Raw genomic sequence first — 26,299 nt, 5'->3', positions numbered from 1 at the left:
GCCGATGCCCGCCCTTGACCTCGACGGCCTCGTGCTGACCCGCAACGGCACCCGCATCCTGGACGGCCTCGATGCCCGCATTCCGGCTGCCGGCATCACCGCGCTGATCGGCCCGAACGGCGCCGGCAAGAGCGCTACCCTGCGGGTCATCGACGGCCTGCTGCGTCCCGATGCCGGGTCGGTGTTGATCGTAAGCCAGGGGCCGGTCCGCCGCGCGCACCTGTTCCAGCGGCCGGCCCTGCTGCGGGCGAGCGCGCGGGCCAACGTCGCTCTGGCGTTGGTCCCCCTCGGCCTGTCCCGGACCGAGCGTGCGGCCCGCGCCCACGCCGCCCTGGTCCGGGTCGGGCTCGGCCACCGGGCCGACGCGCCGGCGACGCGCCTGTCCGGCGGCGAGCAGCAGCGGCTGGCCCTCGCCCGTGCCTGGGCGGTCACGCCCGACCTGCTGCTCGCCGACGAGCCCACCGCCAATCTCGACCCCGGGGCCACGGAGCTGGTGGAAGGGCTGATCGCCGACATGGCGCGGCAGGGCGCCAAAGTGGTGCTCGTGTCCCACAACCTCGGGCAGGTCATGCGGCTCGCCGCCGACGTCCTGGTGCTCGCGCGCGGCCGTGCCGTCGAGCAGGGCGCGACCCGCGCACTCCTCACATCACCCCAGGCCCCCGAAACGCGGGCCTACATCACCGGAGAACTTCCTTGGACATCCTTCGCCGCGGCCTCGTAACCTTCGGCCTCCTGTTCGCCCTCGGCGCCGCCTCCGGCGTTCGGGCCGAACCGGCCTCGATCGTCGTCGCCTCCACCACCTCCACCGAGCAGTCCGGCCTGTTCAAGCACCTGCTGCCGCTGTTCGAGGCCAAGTCCGGCATCGCCGTGAAGGTGGTCGCCCTCGGCACCGGCCAGGCCCTCGACGCGGCCCGGCGCGGCGATGCCGATGTGGTGCTGGTCCACGACCGGCCTGCCGAGGAGAAGTTTCTGGCGGAGGGGTTCGCCACCCGGCGCTGGGACGTGATGTACAACGATTTCGTCCTGATCGGGCCGAAGTCCGATCCGGCGGGCGTGCGCGGCGGCGATGTCGTGGCGGCCTTCGGCAAGCTCGCGACCGCGAAGGCGCCCTTCGTCTCGCGGGGCGACCGTTCCGGCACCCACAGCGCCGAACTGCGGACCTGGAAGGATGCGGGAATCGATCTCCCGGCGGTCAAGGGCGACTGGTACCGCGACATCGGCCAGGGCATGGGTCCGGCCCTGAACACCGCCTCGGCCCTGAATGCCTACCTGCTGGCCGATCGCGGAACCTGGCTCTCGTTCAAGAACCGGGGCGACCTCACCATCCTGGTCGAGGGCGACAAGCGCCTGTTCAACCCCTACGGCGTCATGCTGGTCAATTCGGCCAAGCACCCGGGCGTCAAGGCGAAGGAGGGTCAGGCCTTCATCGACTGGCTCGTCTCGCAGGACGGACAGGCGGCCATCGCCAGCTACAAGATCGACGGCAAGCCGCTGTTCTTCCCGAATGCCGGGCCGTAGCACGCGGCGGTGACGCCGCGCGCGACGGGTCCGGTCAGCGGATGTTGCCGGATTGGCGGCGCCGGGCGACGTACCAGATGCCGAGGGCGATGACCGCGATCACCAGGCTCAGCCAGATCCAGTTGAAATCCGTGGCCGCCGCATTGGCGGCCGTGGAGTTCGAGCCGGCGGGCCCGTTTGCCGGGATCGGCGGCGCCGGGTTGGTCTGCTGGGCGAGTGCGCCACCGAGAGTGGCCGTCCACAGGGCCACGGTCGTCGTCAGGGTGCGGATCTGGGTCATCGCTGTCTCCTCGCGTCCTGCTACTTCTCGGCCGTGCGGGCGGCGCCGTACTGGTACGCCGGCGCAGCGGTGAGTTCGGCCTTGGTCATGCGGACCTCCGCCTCGATCGGGACGCCGCCGGCCAGGACGGTGGCCCGACCCGCGGTCGGCTTCTTGGTCTCGTCGATGGTCCCGGTGGCGGGGTTGACCTGATCGGTGTGCTTGTTCTGGACCGATCCGAGCACTTCGCGAGTGGTGTCGGCCCCCGGCATGGTCTCGGGCTGGACCTTGGCCGCAGCCGCGGCGCTCGGGGCCGTCTCGGGGGTCGTCACCGAGGTCGGCCCGGAGGTGAGCGGCACATCCTTCATGTTCCAGCCAACCTTATCGAAAGGCACCGCCACGAGCTTCTCGCCGATGCCGAGGAAGCCCCCGACCCCGATGATGACTGCTTCGACCCGACCCCCGTCGCCGATGAGGACGTCGTCGATCGAGCCGACGCGGACGTGATCCATCCCGACCACCGGAAGCCCGATGATCTTGGAGCCGCGCAGGCCGCCCGGCCGAGGCTGCGCGGCCCCCGCGCCCTCCGCGGCCGGCTGTGCATGCGCGTCGCTCCCGGACAGTGCCGGGATCGCCAGCAGGGACAGGGCGAGGAGCAGGGCGCTCCGGCGTTGGGTAGGCATCGCAGACTCCACGAAAGCAGGTGGCCTCGCAGGAACGCGGACGACCGGTGGACAACGCGGCGGCGTGGTCGGGAGTTCAGGGACCGCGAGCCGCACCGCGTCCGGGAATTGACTCTCCGCGCCGGTCAGGGCTGATCTGTCCCGGCCTCCCATGCTGTTCACGCACCTCTCCGACGACCTGTTCAAGCCGCTTGCCTCGCCGAGCCGGGCCTTCAACGCGGCCCTGCTGCTGCACCTGCACGCCCGCGTCTTCGGCGACACCGCCGAGCCCCTGCGCAAGAGCGAACTCCTGGGCGCGATCGGCGACTTCGCGGCGGATTTCGTCGACCGGGAGATCGACGACGAGGCCGTGACGCCGGTCGAGCCGAATGAACGCCGCTCCGTGGTCTACCGGCGGCTCCTCGATGCCGGATGGCTGGTCGAGCGGCGCGAGCGCTACGTTCCGGTGGTCGAATTCGACCCTGAGGCCCGGATGGTGATCGAGGAACTCGCGCGCCTCGACCGGGGCGAGCGGCGCTCCTACGGCGGCGCCGTGCTCGACGTTCTGGGGAGCTTGGAAAGCGCCATTGCCAACCCGGCCGAGCGTTCCGAGGCCCTGGTCAACGCGGCGAAATCGGCTCGCACGTTCCTCAGCCACCTGCGCAGCCTCGCCGGGTCGATGCGCAAGAGCGAGGAACGCATCCTGCGCGAGGCGGACCAGGGCACCGCCCTGCGGCTCTACTTCGAGGAGTTCGTGGCACGCCACCTCGTCAGCGATTACCGGACGCTGCACACCCGTTTCAATCCGTTCCGCTTCCGGTCCGGAATCGTGCGCGAGGCGGGCCGCGCCCTGCGCGATCCACTGACCCTGCGGGCGCTGACGGATGCGGGCCTGCGTGAGGGGAGGGCGCCCGACCGGGACAGCGCCGAGCGGGCGGTCCGCAGCGACCTCGCCGAAATCCTGGCGATCTTCGAAGGGCTCGACCGCCATCTCGATGCCGTCGGCGATATCGTGGCCCGGCTCGAACGCCGCATCGCCGCGACCCTGCGCTACCTCGATCATCGCGATTCCGACCGCATCGAGCGGACCGCCGCCGCCCTGCGGGCGGTCGCCGGGAGCGACGACGTCCTCACCGGACTGCCCGACCCGCAGGTCTCGCTCTTTCGTCCGCCGATCGGGGAGCCGCATTGCTACACCCCACGCCTGCGCCGGGCACCCATCGAATCCGAGCCCCTGCCGGAGATCGAGATCGACCCCGTGGTCGAAGCCTTCATCGCCGCCAAAGACGCCTTTCGCGAGCGCGTCGCAGTCACCCCGGAACGGGTGGTGGCGTTCATCGAGGGACGGCTCGGCCCCGAACGCGCCATTCGGGGTTCGCAGATCCGGATCGCGGACGTGGACGATTTCGTGGTGTTCCAGCGCCTGCGCGAGATCGACGTCCTGTTCGACGGCACGCTGCGGGGCCGCTACCGGTTGTCCCGCGTCGAGGGCCGCGTCTCGAATGGCTGGCTCGACTGCCCGGATTTCCTGCTCGAACGCGCGCCGGCGTTGCGACGGTGATCAGGTCCGGCCCCGGGTCAGACCTCTGCTTGATTCGATCAATCTTCGCGGTCTTCGAAAACGTGTCGATTGTTCATCGCGTTACATTCCAACTCGTTAGCGCTGGATGTTTAATCCCGGCCCTTGGCAAAATTCTGGGTCGGGTTCATGCTCCCGTGGATTTCGTGCCCAAGACGCGAAACCAAGATACGAAGTGCAGAAGATGAAAGATTGCGGGAGCGATCGCCCATGACCACCGCCAAATGCTTGATCAAATCCGCCTGGATCGCCGCCGAAGTCGGGCGTGAGCGTTGCGAACGGGTTCTCGTGGTCGAGACCTACATCGCGGTCAGCCCGCTGGAGCCGAACTACGATCCGGCCCGTTACGAGGCTATCGTGGCCGAGGTGCAGCGCGTGCTGGCGGCCAACCCATCCCTCGACCGCGCGTCCATCCTCAGCATGCATCGCGACACGGCCTGCCTCTCGCTCTTCCGCGCAACGCCGGCCGTCGCCGCCTGACGGGCTCGCCAGCCCCGACCCGCGTACCCATGGCGGACGGGCCGGGGAGACGGTAGAGACTGCGTCCGGCGTGGGGCGCCTTTCTGCGGCCGCGCCGGTCCGACCCGCGCGCCCGAGACCCGCCATGCTCGAACCCTTTCGCGCCATCCTGGATGGCGAGGACCCTCCGCCGCCCGGCGCCCGTGCGCCCTCCGAGGAGGAGCTGACGCGCGCGCTGCAGGTGCTGCTGAAGAGCCAGTGCGTCTATGCCGGCACGCCCGGCATCGGCCGCTCCTACGAGCTCGCACGCCACTACGCGCCCTTCTTCCAAGCCTATTTCGCCTGCCTCGGCTACGGCTTCGAGGTGATGCATCGCGACCAGATGGTATGTCTGCGGGTGCCGCCCGAGGGCATCCGCCACGATGCGCAGGCCGAGCGCCTGCGCAAGGACGAGACCCTCGTGCTGCTCGCCCTGCGCCTCGCTTACGAGGAGGGCCTTCGCGCGCACCGGGTCACGACCGACGGGGTGGTCGAGTGCACCACCGACGACATCGTCGAATCGATCCGCACCGCCACGCGCAGCGACCCGCCCGAGGAGGCTCGCCTGACCGAGATCCTGCGCCTGTTCGCGCGCAAGGGTGCGCTGCGGCTGGGCGAGCGCGACAAGATCGAGAAGATCACCCCCCTGATGGTCCTGCCCGGCATTGCCGTTCTGTCACCCGACGCCTGGATGGACCAGGTTCGCGCCTGGGGTGCCGCGCGGGGCGACGACGAGGGCGGACCGGCGCAAGACTGACCGAACAGGACTGACTGAACAGGACTTGCGGAACAGCTCCGGATGCGCTTCGACCCGGAGCCGCGGCGTCACGCGGCCGGAGGGACGACGCGGCGGCGAGGCCCGCAGACGACCGCGCATCCCCAGGCCGGGGCCGGCACCGGCTTGCATCCGGGGCGGCATGCGTCCATGCCGGGACACTCATTTCAGCCCTGGGACAACCTGCGCCGGCCGTGTATCGCCTCACCGACATCGTTCTCTCGAACTGGTACCTGATCCGCCGCGAGCAGATCCGGATCCGGGGCGCGGCTGCGCTGGTGGGTCCGACGGGCGCCGGCAAGTCGACGATCTTCGATGCGGTCGGCACGGTGCTGGCCGGCAACAACGCCAGCCGCCTCGCCCTCAACGCCTCGGCCTCCGGGCGCAGTGCGCGGACGGTGCGGGACTATTGCCTGGGCTGGATCAGCGATCCGGCCGAGGGCGGCCGCCCGACGCGGGAAGCCTGCGAGACGCTGATCGTCCTGGTGTTCGAGAACGAGACCACGGGCCGGGTCGTCTCGGCCGGTCTCGCCCTGGCGGCACGAGCCGAGGACAGCCGCGAAACCACGCTGTCGCGCTTCGTCCATGTGGGCCACCGCTTCGAGATCGCGGATTACGTGCGCGAGGCGCCCGGCGGCAGCTTCGTGGCGCCCTGGGCCGAGATCGCCAAGGATCTGCGCACGCGCGGCGAGACCTTCGACGAGTACCGGGCCTCCGGCGAGCGCTTCACCGCCGAACTGCTCGGGATGCTGCGCGAGGGCGCGGCGGTGCCCGAGCCGCGCCATTTCCTGCGCACCTTCTCCAACGCCGTCGCGTTCAAGCCGATCTTCGATTCCTCGGCCTTCGTGCGCTCCTTCGTGCTCGAACCCGAGCCCCTGGACGTCGCGCGCATCCGGCAATCGGTCGAGACCTGGCGCCGCCTCCTCGAGACGATCGAGGAACTGGAACGCCGGCTGTCGCACCTCGCCCGCATCCTCGGGCGCTACGAGACCTGGGCCGAGGCGAGCCTTGCGGCGTCCCTCGGCGAGTTGCGGGCCGCCGATGCCGATCTGCGCCGCCGCATCCTCGATCACGGCACGGCGCGTTCGGTTCTGAAGGATGTCGCCGAACGCCTGCGCATCGCCCGCGAAAGCGTCGCCACCAGCCAGGGCTTCGTGCGCGAGATCGATGGCGAGATCGCGGGCAAGAAGGCGCTGCTGGCCGGGACCGCCGCCGAGGGACGGCTGGCCGCTTCGAATGCCGGGCTCGCCATGCTGGCGCGCGACCGGCGCGACCTCGCTGCCCGTGTCGGCGAGCTGGTCGGGATCGTCCTCGATGCCGGCAAGCTCACGGTGATCATCGGCGAGATCCGGAAGGTCTCGCCGGAGGCCGCGCGCCTGGTGGAGGCCTGCGCCCGGTCCGGCCTGCGCCGGGAGGCGAACCCGGAGGAGACGCTGCGCTCGGACGGGCCGCTGGCCGCCCTCATCGGCGGCCTCGCCGGGATGCCGGAGATCACGGCGCCGCTGGAACGGTCCGCGGAGGATGCGGCGCTGCGCGCCCGCGCCCTGGAGAACGAGGCGCAGACCCGCGCGCCGGCGCCGAGCACGGGTGGGCGAGGCGCGGCACCGCGGCTGTCGTCGGACGTCGCCGCCTTCCGCGAAGAGCTCGGCCGGCTCGGCATCGTGGCGACGCCGGTCTGCGAGTTGGCCGAGATCACCGATCCAAAATGGGGGCAAGCCCTCGAAGGCCTCCTGGGCGGCGCCCGCGAGGCCCTGGTGGTGCAGCCGGACCGCCTCAACGAGGCGTTCGGCCTTCTCGAAGCGCGCAAGAGCCAGTTCTATCGCTGCCTCCTGGTGAAGACCACGGATACCGCCCGCCGCCGGGGCGGGCGCGACGACGAGGGACCGCTGGCGCTGATCGCGACGGCGGACCCGCACGCGCAGGCCTTCCTCGGAGCGCGACTCGGGGGCTACGACCTCGCCCCGAACGATGCGGCCCTCGTACATATGAGCCGCGCTGTCGCGCCAAGCGGGCGATCGACCTCCGGCATGGCCTACTCGGTGGTGCGCCCGGTCCAGCTGATGATGACCCGGGGCCATCGCGGGCCGACCGCCGAAAGCCGCCAGGATTGGGAGCAGGCGGTTGCCGAGGCCCGCCGGGCCCGGGCGGAGGCCGACGTCCTGCGCGAAGCCGCGCGGATTGCCGCCGCTCTGACGCGTCGCCTGTCCGAAACGAATCTCGACCTCGCCGAACTGCGCGCCGAGGCGGACGCGCTCGAGGGCCGCCGCCGGAGCCTGACGACGGAGCGGGACAGCGTCGAGCGGGCCGAGACCGGCGTGCTGGAGGCGGAATTGGCGGAACTCGCCAAGGAACGTTCGGCCTATCTCACCGAACTGGTCCAGGTGCTGGAGCCGAAACGCGATCTGCTCCTCGGCGAGGAGGCCGGCCTGAAGGCCAAGGTGGCGACGAGCCGCGAAGCGGCCCGCGCCGCGCTCCAGGCCCGTCGGACCGCGTATCAGCGCTGGACCGGGGGCGATTCGATGCGCATCCGGCTGGTCCGGCCCGAGGGCTTCGACCCGGCCGCGCTGGCCACCCTCCGGGCCGAGCGGGCCGAACTCGATTCGAAGGCCCTTGGGAGCCTTGCCAATGCCGCCCGCGCCCGCTCTCGGGACGCGGCGGAGACCGCACGGACGCAGGTGCGCGCCGCCGAGCGCGATCTCGCCGAATATTGCGTGCAGTGGCGGGTCGAGAACCCCCTCGGCACCGGCGATGCCCCCGCCTCCTTCGGCTATGGCTGGGCCAAGCGCGCGCATGACGAGGTCGCGGGCCACGAGCTGCGGCGCTACCGCGACCAGGCGCGGCGGGCGGAGAGCGAGATGCGCCGCCTGATGATCGAGGATCTGCTGACCCGCCTCGCCGACAAGTTCGAGCGGGTGCGCGCCCGCCTCGACGCCCTGAACGAGCGCCTGTCGAGCCAGACCTTCACGGGCCAGACCTACGCCTTCGAGGCGGAGGTGGACCGGCGCTACGCCGCCGTCCACGCCCTGGCGACCGAGGTGGCGCGCTCGCCGGATGCCGCGCAGGCGATCCTGCCCAACGAGGACGGCACCATCCCGGAAGGCCCGCTCTCCACCGCCATCGACGAGATCACGGCCCTGATCGCCGGGGACGAAAGCGCGACGCGGCTGGCCGATTACCGCAACTACTTCGTCTATGAGATCGGCATGCGCGACCGGGCGGGCAACCGCACCACCATGTCGAATCGGGCGCTGCGCGGCTCGGGCGGCGAGGCCCAGGCGCCGTTCTACGTGGCCATCGCGGCCTCGCTCGCCTCCGCCTATTATCCCGGCGACCGGCCTGGCGACGAGAATCCCGGCCTCGGCCTTTGCCTGCTCGACGAGGCCTTCTCCAAGCTCGACGTGCGCAACAGCCAGGCGCTGGTCGATCTCTATCAGGCCTGGGGCCTGCAACTCCTGATCGCCGCGCCCGAGGACAAGCGCACGACCCTGACCGAGGTGATGGACACCATCGTCACGGTGTACAAGAGCCCCGACCTCACATCCGTGCGGATCGAGGCCGAGCACCCGCTGGAAGCGGCCAAACGCGCGCTGGCGGCGATCAACCCCGAGCGCCAGGGTATCGAGGGGTTCCGGGTCGACGCTGCCGAGTAGGGCAGGGTGCTGCGCTACCAGACCGGCTCCGGCCCGTACCAGGTGAAGTGCTTCTTCACCGGCTCGATGACGTCCCAGGTGCCGGAGAAGCCCGCTGGCGTCACGAAGGCATCGCCCGCCCGATAGGTTCGGGCCGTCCCGTCAGCATCCGTCACCGTCACCACGCCCTCGATGAGCTGGATGAACTCGGCCCGGCCGAAGTCGATGCGGAACTTACCCGGCTCGCAGGTCCAGATCCCGGCCGCGAACAGGTCGTCCGGGCTCCTGTAGATGTAGGTCGCGGTCTGCTGCGGCTTGCCCGACAGGATGCAGGCGCGCTCCGGCCAATAGGGCGTCGCGGCCGGCTGAACGGCCGGAAAATCATATGTCGAGCGGGTCGGCCCCTGGCGCAGGGGCGGCGGCGACGGGACCCTTCGGAAAGACGGCAGAGCACCGAGCAACGCCATCACGGGCATGGCGAAGGTGTGAATCAGGCGCGCAATTTCCATCGATACGATCCCGCGCTGTCGCGTTTCGTCAAGCAAGGTGATGGTCTACGAGGCAACCAGCGGTGCGCAAGTTCAATGATCCAGTCCTGCACCGATCCCTCGCGCGATCGTTAAGCAGCGGTTCTGAAGAACGTCTGCATCGTCCGCTCGTCGGACCGGAATTCCAGCACCGACGACCGAAATCGCCCCCATGACTGCCGCGTCGCCGAAGACCGACATGCCGATGTCGGGACGGAGGGCGGCAGCGACGCCGTTCTGGGGTCGATCAACGCGATCCGCAGCGTCACTGAGTGCGCGGCCCGATGTTTCCGCCACCCAAGCCGGACATGGCAGACATGGCAGACATGGCAAGCAGCCAACGCGCAAAAGCGCGCCGAAATCGAGCCCATCAAAACTGCAACAAATGTTTGTCGGGTTCCAAACATTTCGCCGCTACCCGGAACTACACCAATTGATAGGACCGACTTCACTTGCACAAGAGATCAATTAGGGCTCTATTTCAGCAGCTGGATGAATAGAGTCCAACGACCTCTGAGACCGAGGGCCGCCGCGATGGATACGGATCGAACGCTGCTGGTACTGCTGACGGAGAACAATGCGCTGGTCGGGATCGACCTGTGCGAAGCACTGGTGGAGGCGGGCTATCGCGTGGTCGGGCCTGTGGCAACGGTGGCGGAGACCGAGGCGCTCCTGGCAAATCAGGCCATCGATCTCGCGATCATCGAGCCCTTCCTGCGGGATGGCGATTGCACGGACACCATGAGGCAACTCCGCCGGCGCGGCGTCCCGTTCGTCGTGCACGCCTCGTGCGGTCGCGACGATCCCCTGGCCCTGGGCTTCACCGACGCGCCCTGGCTCACCAATCCTGCGGTTCCCCGAGATGTCGTCATCACGCTCGGTGACATCGCGTTCGGGAGTTCCTGAGATGGCGCCTCACTTTGGCAGCCGGCCGGCGGGGGAGTGGACCTTCACCCTCACGCCGGACGTATCGGTCAACCCGCTCATCCGGAAACTCGAATGCTTCGCGCACCTGTCGGGGGAGGACCGTAGCGCCCTGTTCCGCCTGATCGCGAATGGGCGGGATTATCCGGCCCAGGCCGACATCCTCCGCGAGGGCGAGCCGGCGGACGGCATCCTTATCGTCCTCAAAGGCTTCGCCTGCCGAAACCAGTTTCGCCAGACCGGCGCGCGCCAGATCACCGCGTATCTGGTTCCGGGGGATCACTGCCATCTGGAAGCCGATCTCGTCAGCCGAATGGATCACACGGTCAGTGCGTTGTCGGCCTGCCGCATCGCTCGAATTCCCGCGGACGCCTTGCGGGCCGCGACCCGCCAGCATCCGACCCTGCGCAAGGCCCTGCGGCGGAGCGATCGAGTCGACGAGGCCACGCTGCGCGAATGGATCGTCAATATCGGGTGCCGCTCGGCCATCGAGCGCATCGCACATCTGTTCTGCGAACTGCACCTCCGCCTGTCGAGCGTCGGACTTACGACCGGGATGACGTGCGACTTGCCCCTGACGCAATCCGAAATCGCGGTGACGGTCGGACTGTCGAACGTACACGTCAACCGCTCGCTCCAGGCCTTGCGGCGACAGCGGCTCATCGCCCTCTCGGGCAAACGGCTGACGATCCTCGATTGGACCCGCCTCACGGACCTGGCGGAGTTCAATCCGGCCTATCTGAACCTCGGCCAGATCGGGCAGATCGGCCACGACATCTGAGGCGGCTTCCGCCTGAACGACGCGGAAGCCACGGCGGGCAAGCCCGCGGGTCGGAGCCTCAGCCCCTCTGCCCGGATTGGGGATCGATGGTGCCGGTCTCGGTTTCCAGACGGTCGTCCGAGGCTTCGTCGAAGGCCTGCATCCAGGCCTCGCGATCCGGGCTTCCCTCCGCATAGGGGCAGCTTTCCCGCTGCTTGCCGTAGAGTCGGGCATTGCGGCCCTTGATGAAGGGGCTGTCGCTGGCGGTCGCGCCGTCGCTCATGTCTCGATTCCTCATCCTGTGTCCCGGCATGGGCACCCCCGCCGGGTTCCAGGGATCAACCCGGAGGCGCCGTCGCGGTTCACCGCTGCGGCGCCGGGGCAGGTAGCCGCGAGCGGATGCGGGCCGAGCGCACTCGAGGAGGAGATCCAGGCCCAGCTCAGCCTTCGCGAACGGACGCCCCGCGCAGCTCCACCGCCCGTCGCAGACTGCGCGACAGATCCTCCACCGAGTAGGGCTTGCGCAGCAACTCGAAGCCGTGGGTCCCCTGTTCGGCGATGACGTGGCTGTAGCCGGACGCGAGCACCACCGGCAGGCCGGAGTGCCGGGCGCGGATGGCCTGGCCGAGATCGATGCCGTTCATCCCGGGCATGACCACGTCGGAGAACACCACGTCGAAGGGCGCGGGCGCTTGCCCGAGCGCCTGAAGCGCCTGCTCCGCATCGGTCACCCAGCGGGTCGCGTAACCGAGTTCCTGGAGTGCCTGGGTCGCGAAAGCCCCGACTTCGAGGTTGTCCTCGACCACCAGAACCCGCGTGCCGTGACCATCGGCCAGAGGAGCGGGTTCGGGAAGCGCGGCCTGGGTCGCCATCGCGCCGCGCACCCGCGGGAGATAGAGCGTGAAGGTGGTGCCGTGGCCGAGTTCGCTCTCCACCACCACCTCGCCACCGGATTGCTTGGCGAATCCGAACACCTGGGATAGGCCGAGCCCGGTGCCTTGGCCGACGCCCTTCGTTGTGAAGAACGGCTCGAAGATCCGCTCCAGCACGTCGGGTGGAATGCCGGAGCCGGTGTCGGACACCGAGACCGCCACGTAATCGCCGCGTATCCGGGGATGGGCGCGGACCGCTGGGATCGCGAGGGCACGGCTGACCCGGATTCCGAGGCGACCCTCGCCGTCCATAGCGTCGCGGGCATTGACCACCATGTTGACGAGGGCCGTGTCGAACTGGCTCGGATCGGCATCGACGAGGCAGGTGAGCGGCGCTCCGTCGGGGGCGTGGCCGGGGTCGACCTTGGTCTGGACCTGGATGCGCGCCCCTGTCAGCGTCCCGACCATGTCCGCGACGGAGGCGACGCTGCGGGCGACGTCGAACACCTCCGGACTCAGGGCCTGCCGCCGGGCGAAGGCCAGAAGCTGGCCCGTCAGCTTGGCAGCGCGCGACACCGTATCGGAAATCGCGCCGATGTAGCGCTGACGCCGCTCCTCCGGCAGATCGGGCCGTTTCAAGAGATCGGTGGAGGACTTGATGACCGTCAGGAGATTGTTGAAGTCGTGAGCGACACCGCCGGTGAGCTGTCCGACCGCTTCGAGCTTCTGCGACTGTCGCAGCTGATCCTCGAGAATCTTGCGCTCGGTGACGTCGCGCCCGGCGGCGTAGAAGTGATCACCTTGCGGGATCGCATTCCAGGACACCCAGCGCACATCCCCATCCGCCGTCCGCATGCGGACGTCGAGATTGTCGAGGATGCCGCCCTCTGTCAGGCGCGCGAACGCTGCACTGGCCGCCGCAACATCGTCGGGATGAAGGAACCCGTCGAAGCGGGAGCCGACCAGCGCGTCCGCCGGCCAGCCCAGCATCTCGGTCCAGGCCGGATTCACGGAGCGGTAGATGCCGTCGAACCCGCAGATCACCAGGAGATCGCGGCTGGCGCGCCAGACCAGGTCGCGCTCGGTCGTGCGGTCCCGCGCCGTGGCGCGCAGGACCGTTTCCGCCTCCCGTCGCTCGGTGATGTCGTTGAACAGGATCGCGACGCGATGCTGCACCGGTTCGCCGACGCGCAGGGCATGAACGTCGAACCAGCGACCGAGTGAGACGGCACCGCTCTCGAACCGCGCCGGCCGCCCCGTGAGCGCGACGTCGCCGTAGGTTTCGAGCCACCGCGGCTCCAGGCCGGGAATCACGTCGCTGACCCATTCGCCGATGACGTCGCCGAGCCCGGCTTGGCGCTCGAACGCCGGATTCACTTCGAGGAACCGGTAGTCGACCGGACGACCGTCCGAATCGAACCGCATTTCGACGATGCAGAACCCCGCATCGATCGCATCGAACAGTGTCCGGTAGCGGGCCTCGCTCTCGGCGAAACGGCCCTCCTCGGTGCGGAAGCGGGTGACGTCGAGCTGACTGGCGAAGAAGTAGAGCAGCTGGCCGTCCGCGTCGAAGACGGGACTGACGTAGAGTTCGTTCCGGAAGGCGCTTCCGTCGCGATGGTAGTTGACGATCTCCACCACCACGTCCCGCCGCGCCGCGATGGCGTCCCGAACGCGGGCGACCTCGGCCCGGTCGGTCCCCTCGCCCTGGAGGAAGCGACAATTGCGTCCGAGGAGTTCGTCGGCCTCGTAGCCGCACAGATCCTGGAAGGCCCGATTGGCAAAGACGATCGGATTGTCGGGCTGATTGGGGTCCGTGATGATCATCGGCATGCGGGTCTTCTCCGCAGCCGTGAACAGCAGGTCCGGACTGGCGGCCGAGGTCTGCTGCCCGGAATCGGGCCTGCGGGGCATCGCGTCGCGTTGGGCTCGGAGCTGGGCGATCTCGGCCTCGAGTTCTCGTTCTCTCAGGCGAAGGCGTTCGAGCGCGTCATCCATATCGGTCCGTTCTGTCCCAAACCGGCCTGCCCCAAACCGGTCTACCCCGAGCTGGCACCCCGGCGAAAAATCCCGCTCGTGAAGAAATGCTGGGCGCACGCAGGAATCCGCGTCGCGCTCTGCCGGCCTTTCAGGCGCTTCGCGCTCGGTAGTTGCCTATCCGAAGCCCGCCATCCGAGAGCCCGCTATCCGAAGCTTGCCTATCCGACGTCCGGCAGGGCGTCGATGCCTTCGAACGCGTGATCGCCTGCGCCGGTTCGCTCACGCCAAGCATTTCGGAACCGGCACCGTGACGGGCGCTTTACCAGGGGCCTGTCGGTAAGCCGGCTTCCGGCCGGGAACGAAACCATCCTCGGAACGAAAGTCGGGACTGTGGATTGCGTCTGAAACCCCGGATCGCCCTGCAGCCACAGGCTGTTACGGGTGGACCGTGCACAGCTCATACACCGTCGACGTCGCGAGAACCGGCGCCAGAAGACGCCGGTCACTGTTGGGAAACGATCGTTCGTGCCAAACTGCGGACCGATGCAGACGTTCGACACCTCTACGACGACCCTCCCGACCTTGCGGCGCGGGTCTCAGTTGCACGAGACCGAGCGCCGCCTGAATGCGGTGCTCAACAACGCTTCGGTGGCGATCTTCCTGATGGATGACCGCCAGCACTGCGTCTACATGAACCGGGCGGCCGAATTGCTGACCGGCTTCAGCCTGACGGAAGTGCTGGCCCGCGACTGCCCGCTGCACGACATCGTCCATCACACCTACCCGGACGGACGTCCTTTCCCGCTCGAGGAATGCGCCATCGATCGCGCCTTTCCCGAGAACAACCAGGAGCGGGGCGAGGAGGTGTTCGTGCACAAGGACGGACGCTTCTACCCCGTCGGATTCACCGCGAGCCCGATCCGCGACGACGATGCGAAAATCATCGGGACGATCATCGAGGTCCGGGACATCACCGAGGAGAAGGCCGCGGCGGAGCGCCAGCGCCTGCTCACCAACGAACTGAACCACCGGGTCAAGAACACGCTCGCCACCGTGCAGTCGATCGCCGCCCAGACCTTCCGGGGCAGGACCGACGATGCGGCCCGTCAGATGTTCGATGCCCGCATGGTGGCGTTGTCGAACACCCACAACGTTCTGACCAGCCAGAACTGGGAAGCCGCGAGCCTGCGCAGCGTCGTCGAGAGCGCCCTGGCTCCGCACGCGCTCGCCGAAGTCGATACGGCGCGGTTCGATCTCGTCGGCCCCGACACCCGCCTGCATCCCAAGGTGGCCGTGACCCTCGCCATGGCGCTGCACGAGTTGATGACCAATGCCGCCAAGTACGGTGCCCTCTCGGTGCCGGAGGGCCGTGTCGGCGTCCACTGGACGCTGGAGCGCATCGAGGGCGGCGAGCGCCTCGACCTCGCCTGGACCGAAACCGCCGGCCCCACCGTCGTGGAACCGACGCGCCGTGGGTTCGGCAGCCGCCTGATCGAACGGCAACTGCCCATGGAATTCGACGGCAGCGCGGTGATCGCCTATCCGCCGGGTGGCGTGACCTGCCACATCCGCATTCCTCTGACGGCGCTCGGCTGGCATGGACAGGATCTGGTGACCGGGCGGGCAACCCGATGACCGCCTCCCGCATGACCGATCTCGAAGGCCGGAGAGTCCTGCTCGTCGAGGATGAGAGCCTGATCGCCATGCTGGGCGAGGACATGCTGCTCGACCTCGGCTGCGAGGTCGCGGTGGCGATGCGCCTGGAAAAAGCCGTCGCGATGGCGCGCGCGACCGCGTTCGATCTCGCCATCCTCGACGTGAATCTCGGCGAGACCGTCAGCTATCCGGTGGCCGACGTGCTGTTCGCCCGCTGCATCCCCTTCATCTTCGCGACCGGCTACGGCGCCGCCGGCATCGATCCGGCCTATGGCGCCGTTCCGGTGATGCAGAAACCCTATCAGGTCGACCAGATGGCGCGGATGCTCCGGCATTTGCTCGTCTGCGAGGCGCTTCCCGCCAAGGGCGAGTCCGGGCGGGCGCTCCCCCACACCTGCACCTTCGGCGCCAAGATCACCGAACCGCACCCGATCCGGGCGGACTGACCCAGCGCCCGCTGCGGCCTTCGGTCTCCGCACCGGACGAGATCGCGCCGGACCTTTCCGAACGATCTCGCGTTCGCCTGTTGCAATGACGGGCCGGACACCAGCGCGCGGTATGCAGATTCATCTCGACGCCCTCGGTGGGGTCGCGGGCGACATGTTCGCCGCCGCCCTGCTCGATGCTTTTCCCGGCCATCAAGCCGGCGTGATGGCCAGCATCGCGGCGGCTCTGCCGGCAGTGACCTGCGAACTCGTCCGCCACAATGACGGCATCCTGGCCGGTCGCCGCTTCATCGTCGCGCGCCAGGGAGCGGAACCGGTGCCGCCGCCCAGACCGATCCATCGGCATCCGGCGCATGATCATGACCACCAGCACGATCACCAGCACGATTCTTGGCATGCTACCGAACCCGCCACGCACGGCCACCGGCACTGGTCGCAGATCCGCGCCGCGCTCCAGGACTCCGCGCTGGAGCCGATGGTCTGCGAACATGCGGTCGGCATCTTCGCCCGCCTGGCCGAGGCCGAGGCGCGAGTTCATGGCATCGCGGTCCAGGACGTGGCCTTCCACGAGGTCGGGGCCTGGGATTCCATCGCCGACATCGTGGCGGCCGCTCATCTGATCGCCGCCCTCGGCGCGGAGGCCTGGAGCGTCTCCGCCTTGCCGCTCGGCTCGGGCCGGGTCAGGACCCAGCACGGACCGCTGCCCGTTCCGGCCCCCGCCACCAGCCTCCTGCTCGAAGGTTTCGAGACCCTCGACGACGGTGTGCCGGGTGAGCGCGTTACGCCGACAGGTGCGGCCATCCTGGCCTATCTGCGGGCCATCGCGCCGGCCCCGGCAGCCATGCCCCGAACCCTTCAAGGGTCCGGCATCGGCTTCGGCACCAGGGTTCTGCCCGGCCTCAGCAACTGCCTGCGGGTGCTGGTCTACGCGACACGCACGACACCCGCCGGCAGCCCGCATCGCGACCTCGGGGTGATCGAGTTCGAGGTCGACGACCAGTCGGCGGAAGACCTCGCCATGGGGCTCGACCGGCTGCGCGATCACCCCGACATCTTCGACGTCGTCCAGATGCCGGTCTTCGGCAAGAAGGGACGGATGATGACCCATATCCGGGCGCTCGCGCGCGCCAGCGCCCTCGACGGGGCGATCACGGCCTGCTTCCGGGAGACGACCACGATCGGGCTGCGCCACCGGGTCGTCTCGGGCGCCGCCCTGCCGCGCCGGATGCGCACCGTGACGGTCGCCGAGAGGCCGGTGCGGGTGAAGATCGTCGATCGCCCGGGCGGGCGCACCGCCAAGGCCGAAGCCGACGATGCCGTGGCGCATGAGAGCCATTCGGTCCGGGCCGGCCTGCGACGGGCCGCGGAGGAGGCTGCCCTGCGCGACGATGCGGAAGCGGGAGGCGACGCATGAGCATGGAGCAAGACCGCCTGCACCGCGTCCTGGCGGAGATCGGCCCCCTGGCGGTCGCGGTCAGCGGCGGCGTCGACAGCCTGACCCTGGCGGCCTCGGCTCATCGCAGCCTGGGCCGGGACCGGGCGCTGATGGTGCATGCCGCCTCGCCGGCCGTCCCGTCCGAGGCGACCCGACGGGTGCGGTCGGAGGCGGAGCGCCTGGGCTGGTTCCTGCGCGTGGTCGAGGCCGGCGAATTCGCCGACCCGCAGTACCGGGCCAACCCGGTCAACCGCTGCTTCTTCTGCAAGACCAACCTGTACGGCACCATCCGCCAAGTCACCGACCGGACCATGGTGTCGGGCGCCAATCTCGACGATCTCGGCGAGTACCGCCCCGGCCTCGACGCCGCTCGCGAGCACGGCGTGCGCCATCCCTATGTGGAAGCCGGACTCGACAAGGCGGCGGTGCGGGCCCTGGCCCGGAACCTCGGCCTCGGCTCCGTGGCGGATCTTCCGTCCGCGCCCTGCCTGTCGAGCCGGGTCGAGACCGGCATCCGCATCGAACCCGAGACCCTCGCCTTCATCCACGCCGTCGAGAATCTGGTATCGCGCACGCTCGGGGCCGGATCGGGCGCCCGGCGCGCCGTGCGCTGCCGGGTCCGCGCCGCCGGCATCGTGGTCGAACTCGATCCCGACAGCCTCGCGGCCCTCGACACGCCGCACCAGACTCTGCTGGCCGAGCGCATCCAGGCCGAGGCTCCCACGAGCCTGCCCCAGGCGCCGGTCCGCTTCACCGCCTATCGCACCGGCAGCGCCTTCCTGACGGGAGCCACGCCATGAGCGCCACCGACAGTATCCTGGACGAATTCGTCCTCGACTTCGCCCGGCCGGAGCGGATCGGGTTGGAGGAAGCGATCTACGCCGCCGGCAAGTCGCCGGCCCAGATCGACGCCATCCTGGCGGCGGCCGCCGCGCGCGGCGCTTCGCTGCTGCTGACCCGGCTCGACGCCGACAAGCATGCGGCCCTGGCGGAGGAGCACCGGACCCGGATCGACTACTGCGCCGTTTCGCGCACGGCCATCTTCGGCCGGAAGCGGGCGCTCTCCGGGCCGGCGCGGATCGGCATCGTGGCGGCCGGAACCTCGGACATTCCGGTGGCGCGCGAGGCCGAGCGCACCCTGGCGTACCAGGGCGAGGCGACCACCCTGTTCGCCGATGTGGGCGTGGCTGGCCTGTGGCGCCTGACGCGCAGGCTGGACGAGATCCGGGCCCACCCGATCCTGATCGTCGCCGCCGGCATGGATGCCGCCCTGCCGAGCGTCGTCGGCGGCCTCGTCGCCAGTGCGCTGATCGCGGTTCCGACCTCCGTTGGCTACGGCGTCGCCGAGGGCGGGCGCACGGCTCTCGATGCGATCCTGGCGAGCTGCGCGCCCGGCATCACGGTGGTCAATATCGACAACGGTTACGGCGCCGCCTGCGCCGCCCTGCGTCTGCTCCAGGCGGCCCGCGCGCTGGCCGACGCATCATCGACCGAAGCGGCGGAGGCCTGACATGACATCTCACGCCCGCCCTATCGCCATCCCCCGATCCGGAGAGCAAACATGGAACGCCGCAGTTTCCTACAGGGCGCCGCTGCCGGCGCCGGCCTCGCCGCCACCAGCAGCGCCGGTGCGGCCGTGACCGCGCCCGGCCTGCCGAACACCCGGCCGAAGGACCCGGCCGACCTGCCCCTGATCACCGATCCGGGCGAGCGCCGCGGCGAGATGCTGTACCGCTCCTTCGGGCGCCACGCCGAGAAGATCTCGGCGATCGGCATGGGTGGCTTCCACCTCGGCAAGAACGCGGTCTCGGACGACGAGGCCACCCGCCTGATCCATGCCGGCATCGATCGCGGCATCACCTTCATGGACAATTGCTGGGACTACAACGGCGGCCGCTCGGAACTGCGCATGGGCGTCGCCCTGGCGCAGGGCGGGTACCGCGACAAGGTGTTCCTGATGTCCAAGATGGACGGGCGCACCAAGCAGGAGGCGATGCGCCAGATCGACGAATCCCTCAAGCGCCTGCGAACCGACCGCATCGACCTCGTCCAGCACCACGAGATCCTGCGCTACGACGATCCCGACCGGGTCTTCGCCGAGGGCGGCGCCATGGAAGCCTTCGTCGAGGCGAAGAAGGCCGGCAAGCTGCGCTACATCGGCTTCACCGGCCACAAGGACCCGCGCATCCATCTCCAGATGCTCGAAGTCGCCGAGGAGCGCGGCTTCCACTTCGATTCCGTGCAGATGCCCCTCAACGTCATGGACGCCCATTTCCGGTCGTTCGGGCACCTCGTGCTGCCCTACCTCGTGCAAGCCGGCATCGCGGCGCTCGGGATGAAGACCTTCGGCGACGGGGTCATCCTGAAGAGCGACGCGCCGATCAAGCCGCTCGAATATCTGCACTTCTGCCTCAACCTGCCCACCACCGTGGTCATCACCGGCATCGAGAGTCAGCGCGACCTCGACCAGGCGTTCGAGGCGGTGAAGACCTTTAAACCGATGGACAGGGCGACGGTCGCCGAACTCCTGGCACGCAGCAAGCCCTATGCGCTCCAAGGCAAGTACGAGCTATTCAAGACCAGCGCGACCTTCGACGGTACGGCCAAGAACGCGGCTTGGCTCGGCGAGGACGTGGAGAGCGTGCAGAAGCTGGCGCCCACGATGGAGTGAGACCGGACGGCCTGATCGCGGCGGTGATGTTCGTTCCGGCCGAAGACCTTCCTCCCAGGTTCCCGGCAGCGCCCCGTCATCCCGGAGCCGCGCAGCGGAGTCCGGGATGACGGGGTGCAAGGCCATCCACTGTCGGCGGTTCTGGATTGCACGCCGCGGGCGCGCCCCTTCGGGTCCGGGGCTCGCCTTCGTCGCCCCGGGATGACGGCGTGCTGCCTGAGTCCGGGCGGGGATGGGAGGGAGGGATCGCGATCGTCAGCGTGCAGGCACCCATTCCTCCGGCGTTTCCCGAAGGGCGAGCGCAGGCGGGACTCAGCCTTCCTTGAAGCCGTAATCCGGCACGCCTTCGTCATTGCCATAGTATTTGTAGGGCAGGAACTTGCCCGAGAGGTTCATCTTGACCCGGTCGCCCTTGTTGTTGGGCTCGCGTTCCATGGTCATGTTGAAGTCGATGGCCGACATGATGCCGTCGCCGAACTCCTCCTGGATCAGTTCTTTCCAGGTCGTGCCGTAGACCATCACCAGTTCGTAGAAGCGGTAGATCAGCGGATCGGTCGGCGGCATCTGGGCAATCGAGCCGCGATAGGGCGCCTCGTTCAACATGCGCTCCTCGGCCTGGGACAGGCCGAACAGGGCGGCGGCCTTGGCGGCCTGGGCCTTGGGCAGTTTCATCTGGCCCATGCAGGCGGCGGTGATCAGGATCGGCGAGATGCCGCCGATCTCGTCCTGGATGTGCTTCCAGGTCCAGCCCTTCTCGCGCTTGATGTCGAGGAGCTTCTCGGTCAGGTCTTCGCGCTTCATGGATCGTCTCCGTGGCGGTTTGGAAAGAGGGAAGTCAGGCCCGCAGGGCCGGGGCCGCATTCGCCGACAGGGCGGCGGTATCGGCGTCGGTGAGCGCGGGGCGGATCACCGGCGGATGGCGCGGGTCGTAGCCGGCCGGCATCGCGTCCCGCAGGGTCTTCGAGCGGGTGACCAGGAAGTCCATCAGGTGATTGCGCAGGGCGTAATAGCCCGGCGCGTGGTGCAGGTTGGCCCGGTCGCGCACCTTCGGCAGCGGGTTCTCGACGATCTCCGCCACCTTGGCCTGGGGTCCGTTGGTCATCAGCACGATACGGTCGGCAAGATAGATCGCCTCGTCGACGTCGTGGGTGATCATGAAGACGGTCTGGCCGGTCTCGGTGCAGATGCGACGGACCTCGTCCTGGAGCGTGCCCCGGGTGAGCGCATCCAGTGCCGAGAACGGCTCGTCCATGAGCAGGATCTTGGGCGCGATGGCGAGCGCCCGGGCGATCCCGACGCGCTGCTTCATGCCCCCCGACAATTCGGACGGGCGCTTGTGCTCGGACCCGGCGAGACCCACCGTCGCGATGGCAGTTTCCGCAAGGGCTCGCACCTCGGCGCGGGTGGCCTTGCGCCAGCGCGACGACGCCGCGTAGGCGACGTTGCCCAGAACCGTGCGCCAGGGCAGGAGTGCGTGGCCCTGGAAGATCACCGCCCGATCGAGGCTGGTGCCCTCGATGGCCTGCCCGTCGGCGATGACGACGCCCTCGCTCGGCGCTTCCAGCCCGGCCAGGATGTTGAGCACCGTGGTCTTGCCGCAGCCGGAATGGCCGATCATGCAGACGAACTCGCCCCGCCGCATCGGCAGCCACAGGTTCTCGAACACCGTGGTGCTCTTGCCTCCCGGCGCGGGATAGCGCCGGGCGATGCCCTCGATCGAGATGAACTTCTCGGACCCTGACGAGGGAGACGGCGAGGTCTGCGAGGACACGCGGGCGTCTCCGGGGCTGGGCGCAGTTCGGAAGCGAAGGAGCGTGGCCATGGCGCTCACTCCGGGAAGGTGACGAGGCGTTGCGCCCGCGCCAGCACCTGATCGAGGATCATGCCGACGAGGCCGATGACCAGGATCGAGGTGATCACGTTGGTGATCGAGAGGTTGTTCCACTCGTTCCAGACGAAGTAGCCGATGCCGGTGCCGCCCACGAGCATCTCGGCCGCCACGATGACGAGCCAGGCGATGCCGATGGAGATGCGCATGCCCGTGAGGATGGTGGGCGCCGCCGCCGGCAGGATCACGGTGACGGCCCGGCGGAACGGCCCGACCTCCAGGGTGCGGGCGACGTTGAGCCATTCCTTGCGCGTGCCGGCCACCCCGAAGGCGGTGTTGATCAGCATCGGCCAGAGCGAGCAGATGAAGATCACGAAGATGGCCGAGAGCCCGGAATCCTTGATCGTGTAGAGGGCGAGCGGCATCCACGCCAAGGGCGAGACGGGCTTCAGGAGTTGGATGAAGGGATCGAGCGCCCGCCCCATCAGGGGCGACATGCCGATGAGGAAGCCGATCGGGATCGCCACGATCACCGCGAGGCCGTATCCGAGCGCCACACGGCCGATGGAATAGGCGAGCTGGATGCCGAGCCCCTTGTCGTTCGGCCCCCGGTCGTAGAACGGGTCCCGCAGGTGCTTCCACATCGTCGCCCCGACATCGAGCGGCCCCGGCATGGCCGATTTGCCGGTCGTGGCACTGGCGCCCATCAGGGCGGCGTATTCCGGGTCCATCGCCTCGGTCTTGCCCGTGCCGCTGACCGCGATCTGCCAGGTCAGCAAGAAAGCCAGCAGCAGGGCGAGCGAGACGAGGCCGGCGCGAACGGAGAGGCTTGGCGCCATGACTCAGCCCGCCCGCCGGATCTTGAAGGATTCGAGATATTCCTTCGGCTTGGCGGGATCGAAGGTCTTGCCCATGACCACGAAGCTCTTGGTGGTGGTCTCCGGCGGTGTCAGGCCGTTCTGCTTCATCAGCCTCGCGGCATCGGTCGCCAGATAGACCTTGGCGGCCACGGCCTGGTAATCAACCTCGCCTTTGATCTGCCCCCAGCGCTGCATCTGGGTCATGATCCAGATCGCGAAGGACTGCCACGGGAAGGCATCGAAATCGACGCGATCGGGCACCTTGCGCACGGCGCCGAGGCCGTCCGCGAAGGTGCCGGTGAGGACCTGTTCCACCACTGTAACCGGCTGGTTCAGGTAGTTGGCCGGCGCGATCTGGGCGGCGATCTCCTTCCGGTTCTCGGGCTTCGAGGCGTAGGTCGTGGCCTCGATGATGGCCCGCAGCAGGGCCGCGTAGGTGTTCGGAGTCTGGGTGATGAAATCCTGCGAGGCCGCGAAGGCGCAGCACGGATGACGATCCCAGATGTCTTTCGACAGGATGTGGATGAAGCCGACGCCGTCATAGACCGCGCGCTGGTTGACCGGGTCCGGAGCCAGGAAGCCGTCGATGTTGTCGGCGCGCAGGTTCGCGACCATGTCGGGCGGCGGCACGGCGCGGATCTGCACGTCGGTGTCGGGGTCGATGCCGGCTTCCGCGAGGTAGTAGCGCAGCAGGTAGTTGTGCATCGAGTAGTCGAACGGCACCGCGAGCTTGAAGCCCTTCCAGTCCTTCGGGTCGCGCCGGTCCTTGTGCTTCATGGCAAGCGTGATGGCCTGTCCATTGACGTTCTCCACCGCCGGCATGGTGTAGGGCTGCGGATTCGAACCGACGCCCAGCGAGATCGCGATCGGCATCGGCGCCAGCATGTGAGCGGCGTCGTATTCGCGGTTCAGGGTCTTGTCGCGGATCACCGCCCAGCCGGCGGTCTTCACCACATCGACGTTGAGACCCTGCTTCTCGTAGAAGCCCATGGGCTTCGCCATGATGATCGGCGTCGCGCAGGTGATCGGGATGAAGCCGATTTTCAGGTCCGTCTTCTCGGGCTTGGCGCCCTCGGCGAAGGCCTCGGCGATCAGGCGGGTCGGCAGGAACTGGCTGACAGCCGCCAGGGCGGTCGCCGCCCCGACGCTGCGCAGGAACGCCCGCCGCTCGGCGTCGTGCGGAAACAGCGCCCGCATCACCGTCCCGTCGACGACACGCTGAATGGCCGCGTCGCCCACCGGCTGGGCCGCATCGTGTTCACCTTGCGAGCGGTGCGCACCACATGAGCAGCCGCCCCGGCCAAGCCGCCGGGAGGCGTCGAAAGGATTGTCGAACAGGGCCATGGCTGCCTCGCCGCTGAGAAGTGCAGCCTGCTCCGCAACCCCCGTGCCAGGATCAGAAAATAACTTTCTCTGAGCTTTCACATAGTCTTAGGTCGATCCGATCTTCATACGAGATTTCGTGTTTTACGAGATCTCGTGGTTTTACAACGAAATCTCGTCGTGAGATAAGGCTTCATGCTTTCCGTTCCGGCACCGCTCAATCTCGGCCTCGCCTTCCGCGAAAGCCGTGAGCCGATGCTGGTGCTCGACCCGGATCAGGATCGCGTCGTCGAGGCCAACCCAGCGGCCGCCGACCTGCTGGGCTATGATTCTGCCGTGCTGCGGGGGATGCCGGCGAGCGTCCTTCATCCCGGCCAGCTGCCGACGCTGATCGTCTTCACCCAGGCGGTCCAGGCCAAGGGCCGGTGGTGGACCCACGCGCTGACCCCGCGCCACGGCGAGGGCAAAACCCTGCGGCTCGAATATGCGGGTTCGCTTCTTCTCAGCCACGCGCCGCTGATGCTGGTGACCCTGGCCGATCTCGATGCCCGCCGCCGGCGTCAGGTGGACGCCCAGGCGGATGCCCACATGCGGGCCGGCCTATCCGAATGGCAGCGGATGGAGCGGATCTTCCGCGATCTCGAGCGCGAGAACCAGCTCATCCTGCGGGCAGCCGGGGAAGGCATCTACGGCGTTAACGCGGACGGGGTGACCACCTTCGTCAATCCGGCCGCCGAGCGGATGCTGGGCTGGTCCGCCGCCGACCTCGTCGGGCGGGACATGCACGCCACGGTGCATCACACTCACCCGAACGGCGCGCATTATCACCACCATGATTGCCCGATCTACGCGGCGTTTCGCGACGGCGCCGTGCACCAGGTCGACACGGAGGTGTTCTGGCGCCGTGACGGACGCGCGTTCCCCGTGGAATACACATCGACACCGATCCGCGATCGAGGCCGCCTTCTCGGCGCGGTGATCGTCTTCCGCGACATAGGCCCCCGCCGCGAAGCCGACGAGCGCCTGCGCCAGGCCCTCGCCGAAGTCGATTCTCTGCGTGAGCGCCTGGAGCTCGAAAACGCCTACCTGAAGGAAGAAATCCGGCTCGAAAGCCATCACCAGGGCATCATCGGGCGATCTCCGGCCATCGAGGCGACTCTGCGCCAAATCGATGTGGTGGCCGGCACCGACGCAACCGTCCTGGTCACCGGCGAGTCCGGCACCGGCAAAGAACTGATCGCCCGGGCGATCCACGAAGCCAGCCGTCGCTCCGACCGCCCCCTGATCCGGGTTAATTGCGCCGCTGTGCCGCGCGAATTGTTCGAGAGCGAATTCTTTGGCCATGCCCGAGGTGCCTTCACGGGTGCTGTCCGCGACCGGGTTGGCCGTTTTGAATTGGCGGATGGCGGCACGCTCTTCCTCGATGAGGTCGGCGAAATCCCCATCGACCTTCAGGGAAAGCTTCTCCGGGTCCTGCAGGAGCGCTCGTTCGAGCGGATCGGCGAGGAGCGCACCCGGGCCGTCGATGTCCGGCTGATCGCCGCCACCAATCGAGACTTGCGGGACGAGGTACGCCGGGGACGGTTTCGTGAAGATCTGTATTTTCGCCTCAACGTCTTTCCGATCGCGGCGAGCCCCTTACGCGAACGACCGGAGGACATTCCCCTGATCGCACAGCACTTTCTGAAGGGCGCAGCCCGACGCCTCAACATCGCGGAGCCGCGCCTGACGGAAGGCGACGCGCGCCGGCTCAGCCGCTACGCCTGGCCGGGCAACGTGCGCGAGTTGGAGAACGTCATCGAGCGCGGCGCGATCCTCGCCGTCCGCGGGCGCCTGCATCTGGACCTGCCGGAGATCGACGCGCCCCCCCGCCATCGTGAGCCGGCTCCGGCCGAGCCCGCGCTTGCCGTCCCGACGGAGACCGAACGGCGCGCCCGTGACCGAGCCGAGATCGAGGCGGCCCTGGTGCTCACCGGTGGCAAGATCTTCGGACAGGGAGGCGCCGCCGAGAGGCTCGGTCTGCGCCCGACAACGCTCGCCTCCCGCATCAAAGCCCTGGGCATCAATCGTCGCGACCTGCTCAATCACCGGTGACAG

24 protein-coding genes are annotated in these 26,299 nt (G+C 68.6%); 15 read left to right on the top strand and 9 right to left on the bottom strand.

Annotation, left to right across the window (positions count from 1 at the left end; all coding sequences use genetic code 11):
* The first annotated feature begins 4 nt into the window (after positions 1-4).
* Positions 5-721, top strand: a complete 717-nt coding sequence (locus ASF60_RS14945) for an ATP-binding cassette domain-containing protein (RefSeq protein WP_244478441.1) — start codon at positions 5-7, stop codon at positions 719-721.
* Positions 694-1,518 carry a substrate-binding domain-containing protein gene (locus tag ASF60_RS14940; protein ID WP_056186353.1) on the top strand — a complete coding sequence of 275 codons (825 nt, stop codon included), beginning with the start codon at positions 694-696 and terminating at the stop codon, positions 1,516-1,518. The genes ASF60_RS14945 and ASF60_RS14940 overlap by 28 nt, the downstream gene beginning before the upstream one ends.
* A gap of 34 nt (positions 1,519-1,552) precedes the next feature.
* Here ASF60_RS14940 and ASF60_RS14935 read toward each other — a convergent pair whose 3' ends face one another.
* Positions 1,553-1,798 carry a hypothetical protein gene (locus tag ASF60_RS14935; protein WP_056186349.1) on the bottom strand — a complete coding sequence of 82 codons (246 nt, stop codon included), beginning with the start codon at positions 1,796-1,798 and terminating at the stop codon, positions 1,553-1,555.
* A gap of 20 nt (positions 1,799-1,818) precedes the next feature.
* Positions 1,819-2,460: a PRC-barrel domain-containing protein gene (locus ASF60_RS14930; protein ID WP_056186346.1), complete on the bottom strand. Its 642-nt coding sequence runs from the start codon at positions 2,458-2,460 to the stop codon at positions 1,819-1,821.
* Positions 2,461-2,611: 151 nt separating this feature from the next.
* Here ASF60_RS14930 and ASF60_RS14925 point away from each other — a divergent pair, with 151 nt between their 5' ends.
* From ASF60_RS14925 to ASF60_RS14910, 4 genes are all read left to right on the top strand, one after another.
* Positions 2,612-4,000, top strand: a complete 1,389-nt coding sequence (locus ASF60_RS14925) for a Wadjet anti-phage system protein JetA family protein (RefSeq protein ID WP_056186343.1) — start codon at positions 2,612-2,614, stop codon at positions 3,998-4,000.
* 228 nt (positions 4,001-4,228) lie between these two features.
* On the top strand, positions 4,229-4,498 hold the full coding sequence (locus ASF60_RS14920) for a hypothetical protein (protein ID WP_056186340.1): 270 nt from the start codon (positions 4,229-4,231) through the stop codon (positions 4,496-4,498).
* Between the two features lie 124 nt (positions 4,499-4,622).
* Entirely contained in the window at positions 4,623-5,273 is a 651-nt protein-coding gene (locus ASF60_RS14915; RefSeq protein WP_056186337.1) for a DUF4194 domain-containing protein, read from the top strand.
* Positions 5,274-5,485: 212 nt separating this feature from the next.
* Positions 5,486-8,941, top strand: coding sequence for an SbcC/MukB-like Walker B domain-containing protein (locus tag ASF60_RS14910; protein ID WP_056186333.1), 3,456 nt, complete (start codon positions 5,486-5,488; stop codon positions 8,939-8,941).
* Positions 8,942-8,955: 14 nt separating this feature from the next.
* Here the strand turns inward: ASF60_RS14910 and ASF60_RS14905 are convergent, their stop codons facing one another.
* Complete coding sequence (locus tag ASF60_RS14905; RefSeq protein WP_056186330.1) at positions 8,956-9,429, bottom strand: cupin domain-containing protein; 474 nt, start codon at positions 9,427-9,429, stop codon at positions 8,956-8,958.
* A 552-nt stretch (positions 9,430-9,981) separates the two neighbouring features.
* Here ASF60_RS14905 and ASF60_RS14900 point away from each other — a divergent pair.
* Both ASF60_RS14900 and ASF60_RS14895 read left to right on the top strand, forming a co-directional pair.
* Entirely contained in the window at positions 9,982-10,353 is a 372-nt protein-coding gene (locus ASF60_RS14900; RefSeq protein WP_056186327.1) for a response regulator, read from the top strand.
* Between the two features lies 1 nt (position 10,354).
* Positions 10,355-11,152, top strand: coding sequence for a Crp/Fnr family transcriptional regulator (locus ASF60_RS14895; protein ID WP_082507970.1), 798 nt, complete (start codon positions 10,355-10,357; stop codon positions 11,150-11,152).
* 58 nt (positions 11,153-11,210) lie between these two features.
* Here the strand turns inward: ASF60_RS14895 and ASF60_RS14890 are convergent, their stop codons facing one another.
* On the bottom strand, positions 11,211-11,414 hold the full coding sequence (locus ASF60_RS14890; protein ID WP_056186324.1) for a ribosome modulation factor: 204 nt from the start codon (positions 11,412-11,414) through the stop codon (positions 11,211-11,213).
* Positions 11,415-11,571: 157 nt separating this feature from the next.
* Entirely contained in the window at positions 11,572-14,001 is a 2,430-nt protein-coding gene (locus tag ASF60_RS14885) for a PAS domain S-box protein (RefSeq protein WP_056186320.1), read from the bottom strand.
* A gap of 525 nt (positions 14,002-14,526) precedes the next feature.
* On the opposite strand from ASF60_RS14885, the gene ASF60_RS14880 reads away from it, so the two are divergent.
* The 6 genes from ASF60_RS14880 (at position 14,527) to ASF60_RS14855 (ending at position 20,191) form a co-directional block, all read left to right on the top strand.
* Positions 14,527-15,618 carry a sensor histidine kinase gene (locus tag ASF60_RS14880; RefSeq protein WP_056186317.1) on the top strand — a complete coding sequence of 364 codons (1,092 nt, stop codon included), beginning with the start codon at positions 14,527-14,529 and terminating at the stop codon, positions 15,616-15,618.
* Positions 15,619-15,629: 11 nt separating this feature from the next.
* Positions 15,630-16,085, top strand: coding sequence for a response regulator (locus ASF60_RS14875; RefSeq protein ID WP_056186614.1), 456 nt, complete (start codon positions 15,630-15,632; stop codon positions 16,083-16,085).
* Positions 16,086-16,197: 112 nt separating this feature from the next.
* A complete protein-coding gene (locus ASF60_RS14870) occupies positions 16,198-17,499 on the top strand; it encodes a LarC family nickel insertion protein (protein ID WP_056186314.1) in 1,302 nt (433 codons plus the stop codon).
* A 2-nt stretch (positions 17,500-17,501) separates the two neighbouring features.
* Positions 17,502-18,320 carry a hypothetical protein gene (locus ASF60_RS14865; protein ID WP_056186311.1) on the top strand — a complete coding sequence of 273 codons (819 nt, stop codon included), beginning with the start codon at positions 17,502-17,504 and terminating at the stop codon, positions 18,318-18,320.
* A complete protein-coding gene (gene larB, locus ASF60_RS14860; protein ID WP_200940978.1) occupies positions 18,317-19,030 on the top strand; it encodes a nickel pincer cofactor biosynthesis protein LarB in 714 nt (237 codons plus the stop codon). The genes ASF60_RS14865 and larB overlap by 4 nt, the downstream gene beginning before the upstream one ends.
* A 51-nt stretch (positions 19,031-19,081) precedes the next feature.
* The gene (locus tag ASF60_RS14855) at positions 19,082-20,191 is read left to right on the top strand and encodes an aldo/keto reductase (protein WP_056186308.1); all 1,110 of its coding nucleotides are present in this window, start codon (positions 19,082-19,084) and stop codon (positions 20,189-20,191) included.
* A 312-nt stretch (positions 20,192-20,503) separates the two neighbouring features.
* Here the strand turns inward: ASF60_RS14855 and cynS are convergent, their stop codons facing one another.
* From cynS to ASF60_RS14835, 4 genes are read right to left on the bottom strand one after another with little or no spacing between them, the layout of a single operon-like run.
* The gene (gene cynS / locus ASF60_RS14850; RefSeq protein ID WP_056186303.1) at positions 20,504-20,992 is read right to left on the bottom strand and encodes a cyanase; all 489 of its coding nucleotides are present in this window, start codon (positions 20,990-20,992) and stop codon (positions 20,504-20,506) included.
* A gap of 34 nt (positions 20,993-21,026) precedes the next feature.
* Complete coding sequence (locus ASF60_RS14845) at positions 21,027-22,013, bottom strand: ABC transporter ATP-binding protein (RefSeq protein ID WP_056186300.1); 987 nt, start codon at positions 22,011-22,013, stop codon at positions 21,027-21,029.
* A gap of 5 nt (positions 22,014-22,018) precedes the next feature.
* Complete coding sequence (gene ntrB / locus ASF60_RS14840; RefSeq protein WP_056186297.1) at positions 22,019-22,858, bottom strand: nitrate ABC transporter permease; 840 nt, start codon at positions 22,856-22,858, stop codon at positions 22,019-22,021.
* Positions 22,859-22,861: 3 nt separating this feature from the next.
* Positions 22,862-24,223, bottom strand: a complete 1,362-nt coding sequence (locus ASF60_RS14835; RefSeq protein WP_056186294.1) for a CmpA/NrtA family ABC transporter substrate-binding protein — start codon at positions 24,221-24,223, stop codon at positions 22,862-22,864.
* 174 nt (positions 24,224-24,397) lie between these two features.
* Here ASF60_RS14835 and ASF60_RS14830 point away from each other — a divergent pair, with 174 nt between their 5' ends.
* The gene (locus tag ASF60_RS14830) at positions 24,398-26,296 is read left to right on the top strand and encodes a sigma 54-interacting transcriptional regulator (RefSeq protein WP_056186291.1); all 1,899 of its coding nucleotides are present in this window, start codon (positions 24,398-24,400) and stop codon (positions 26,294-26,296) included.
* Positions 26,297-26,299 lie beyond the last annotated feature (3 nt).

The organism is Methylobacterium sp. Leaf113 (assembly GCF_001423325.1).
In the GTDB taxonomy this organism is placed as follows: Bacteria; Pseudomonadota; Alphaproteobacteria; order Rhizobiales; family Beijerinckiaceae; genus Methylobacterium.
Note: the sequence above shows the minus strand (reverse complement) of the source record. Positions and strands in the feature narration are given on the sequence as shown.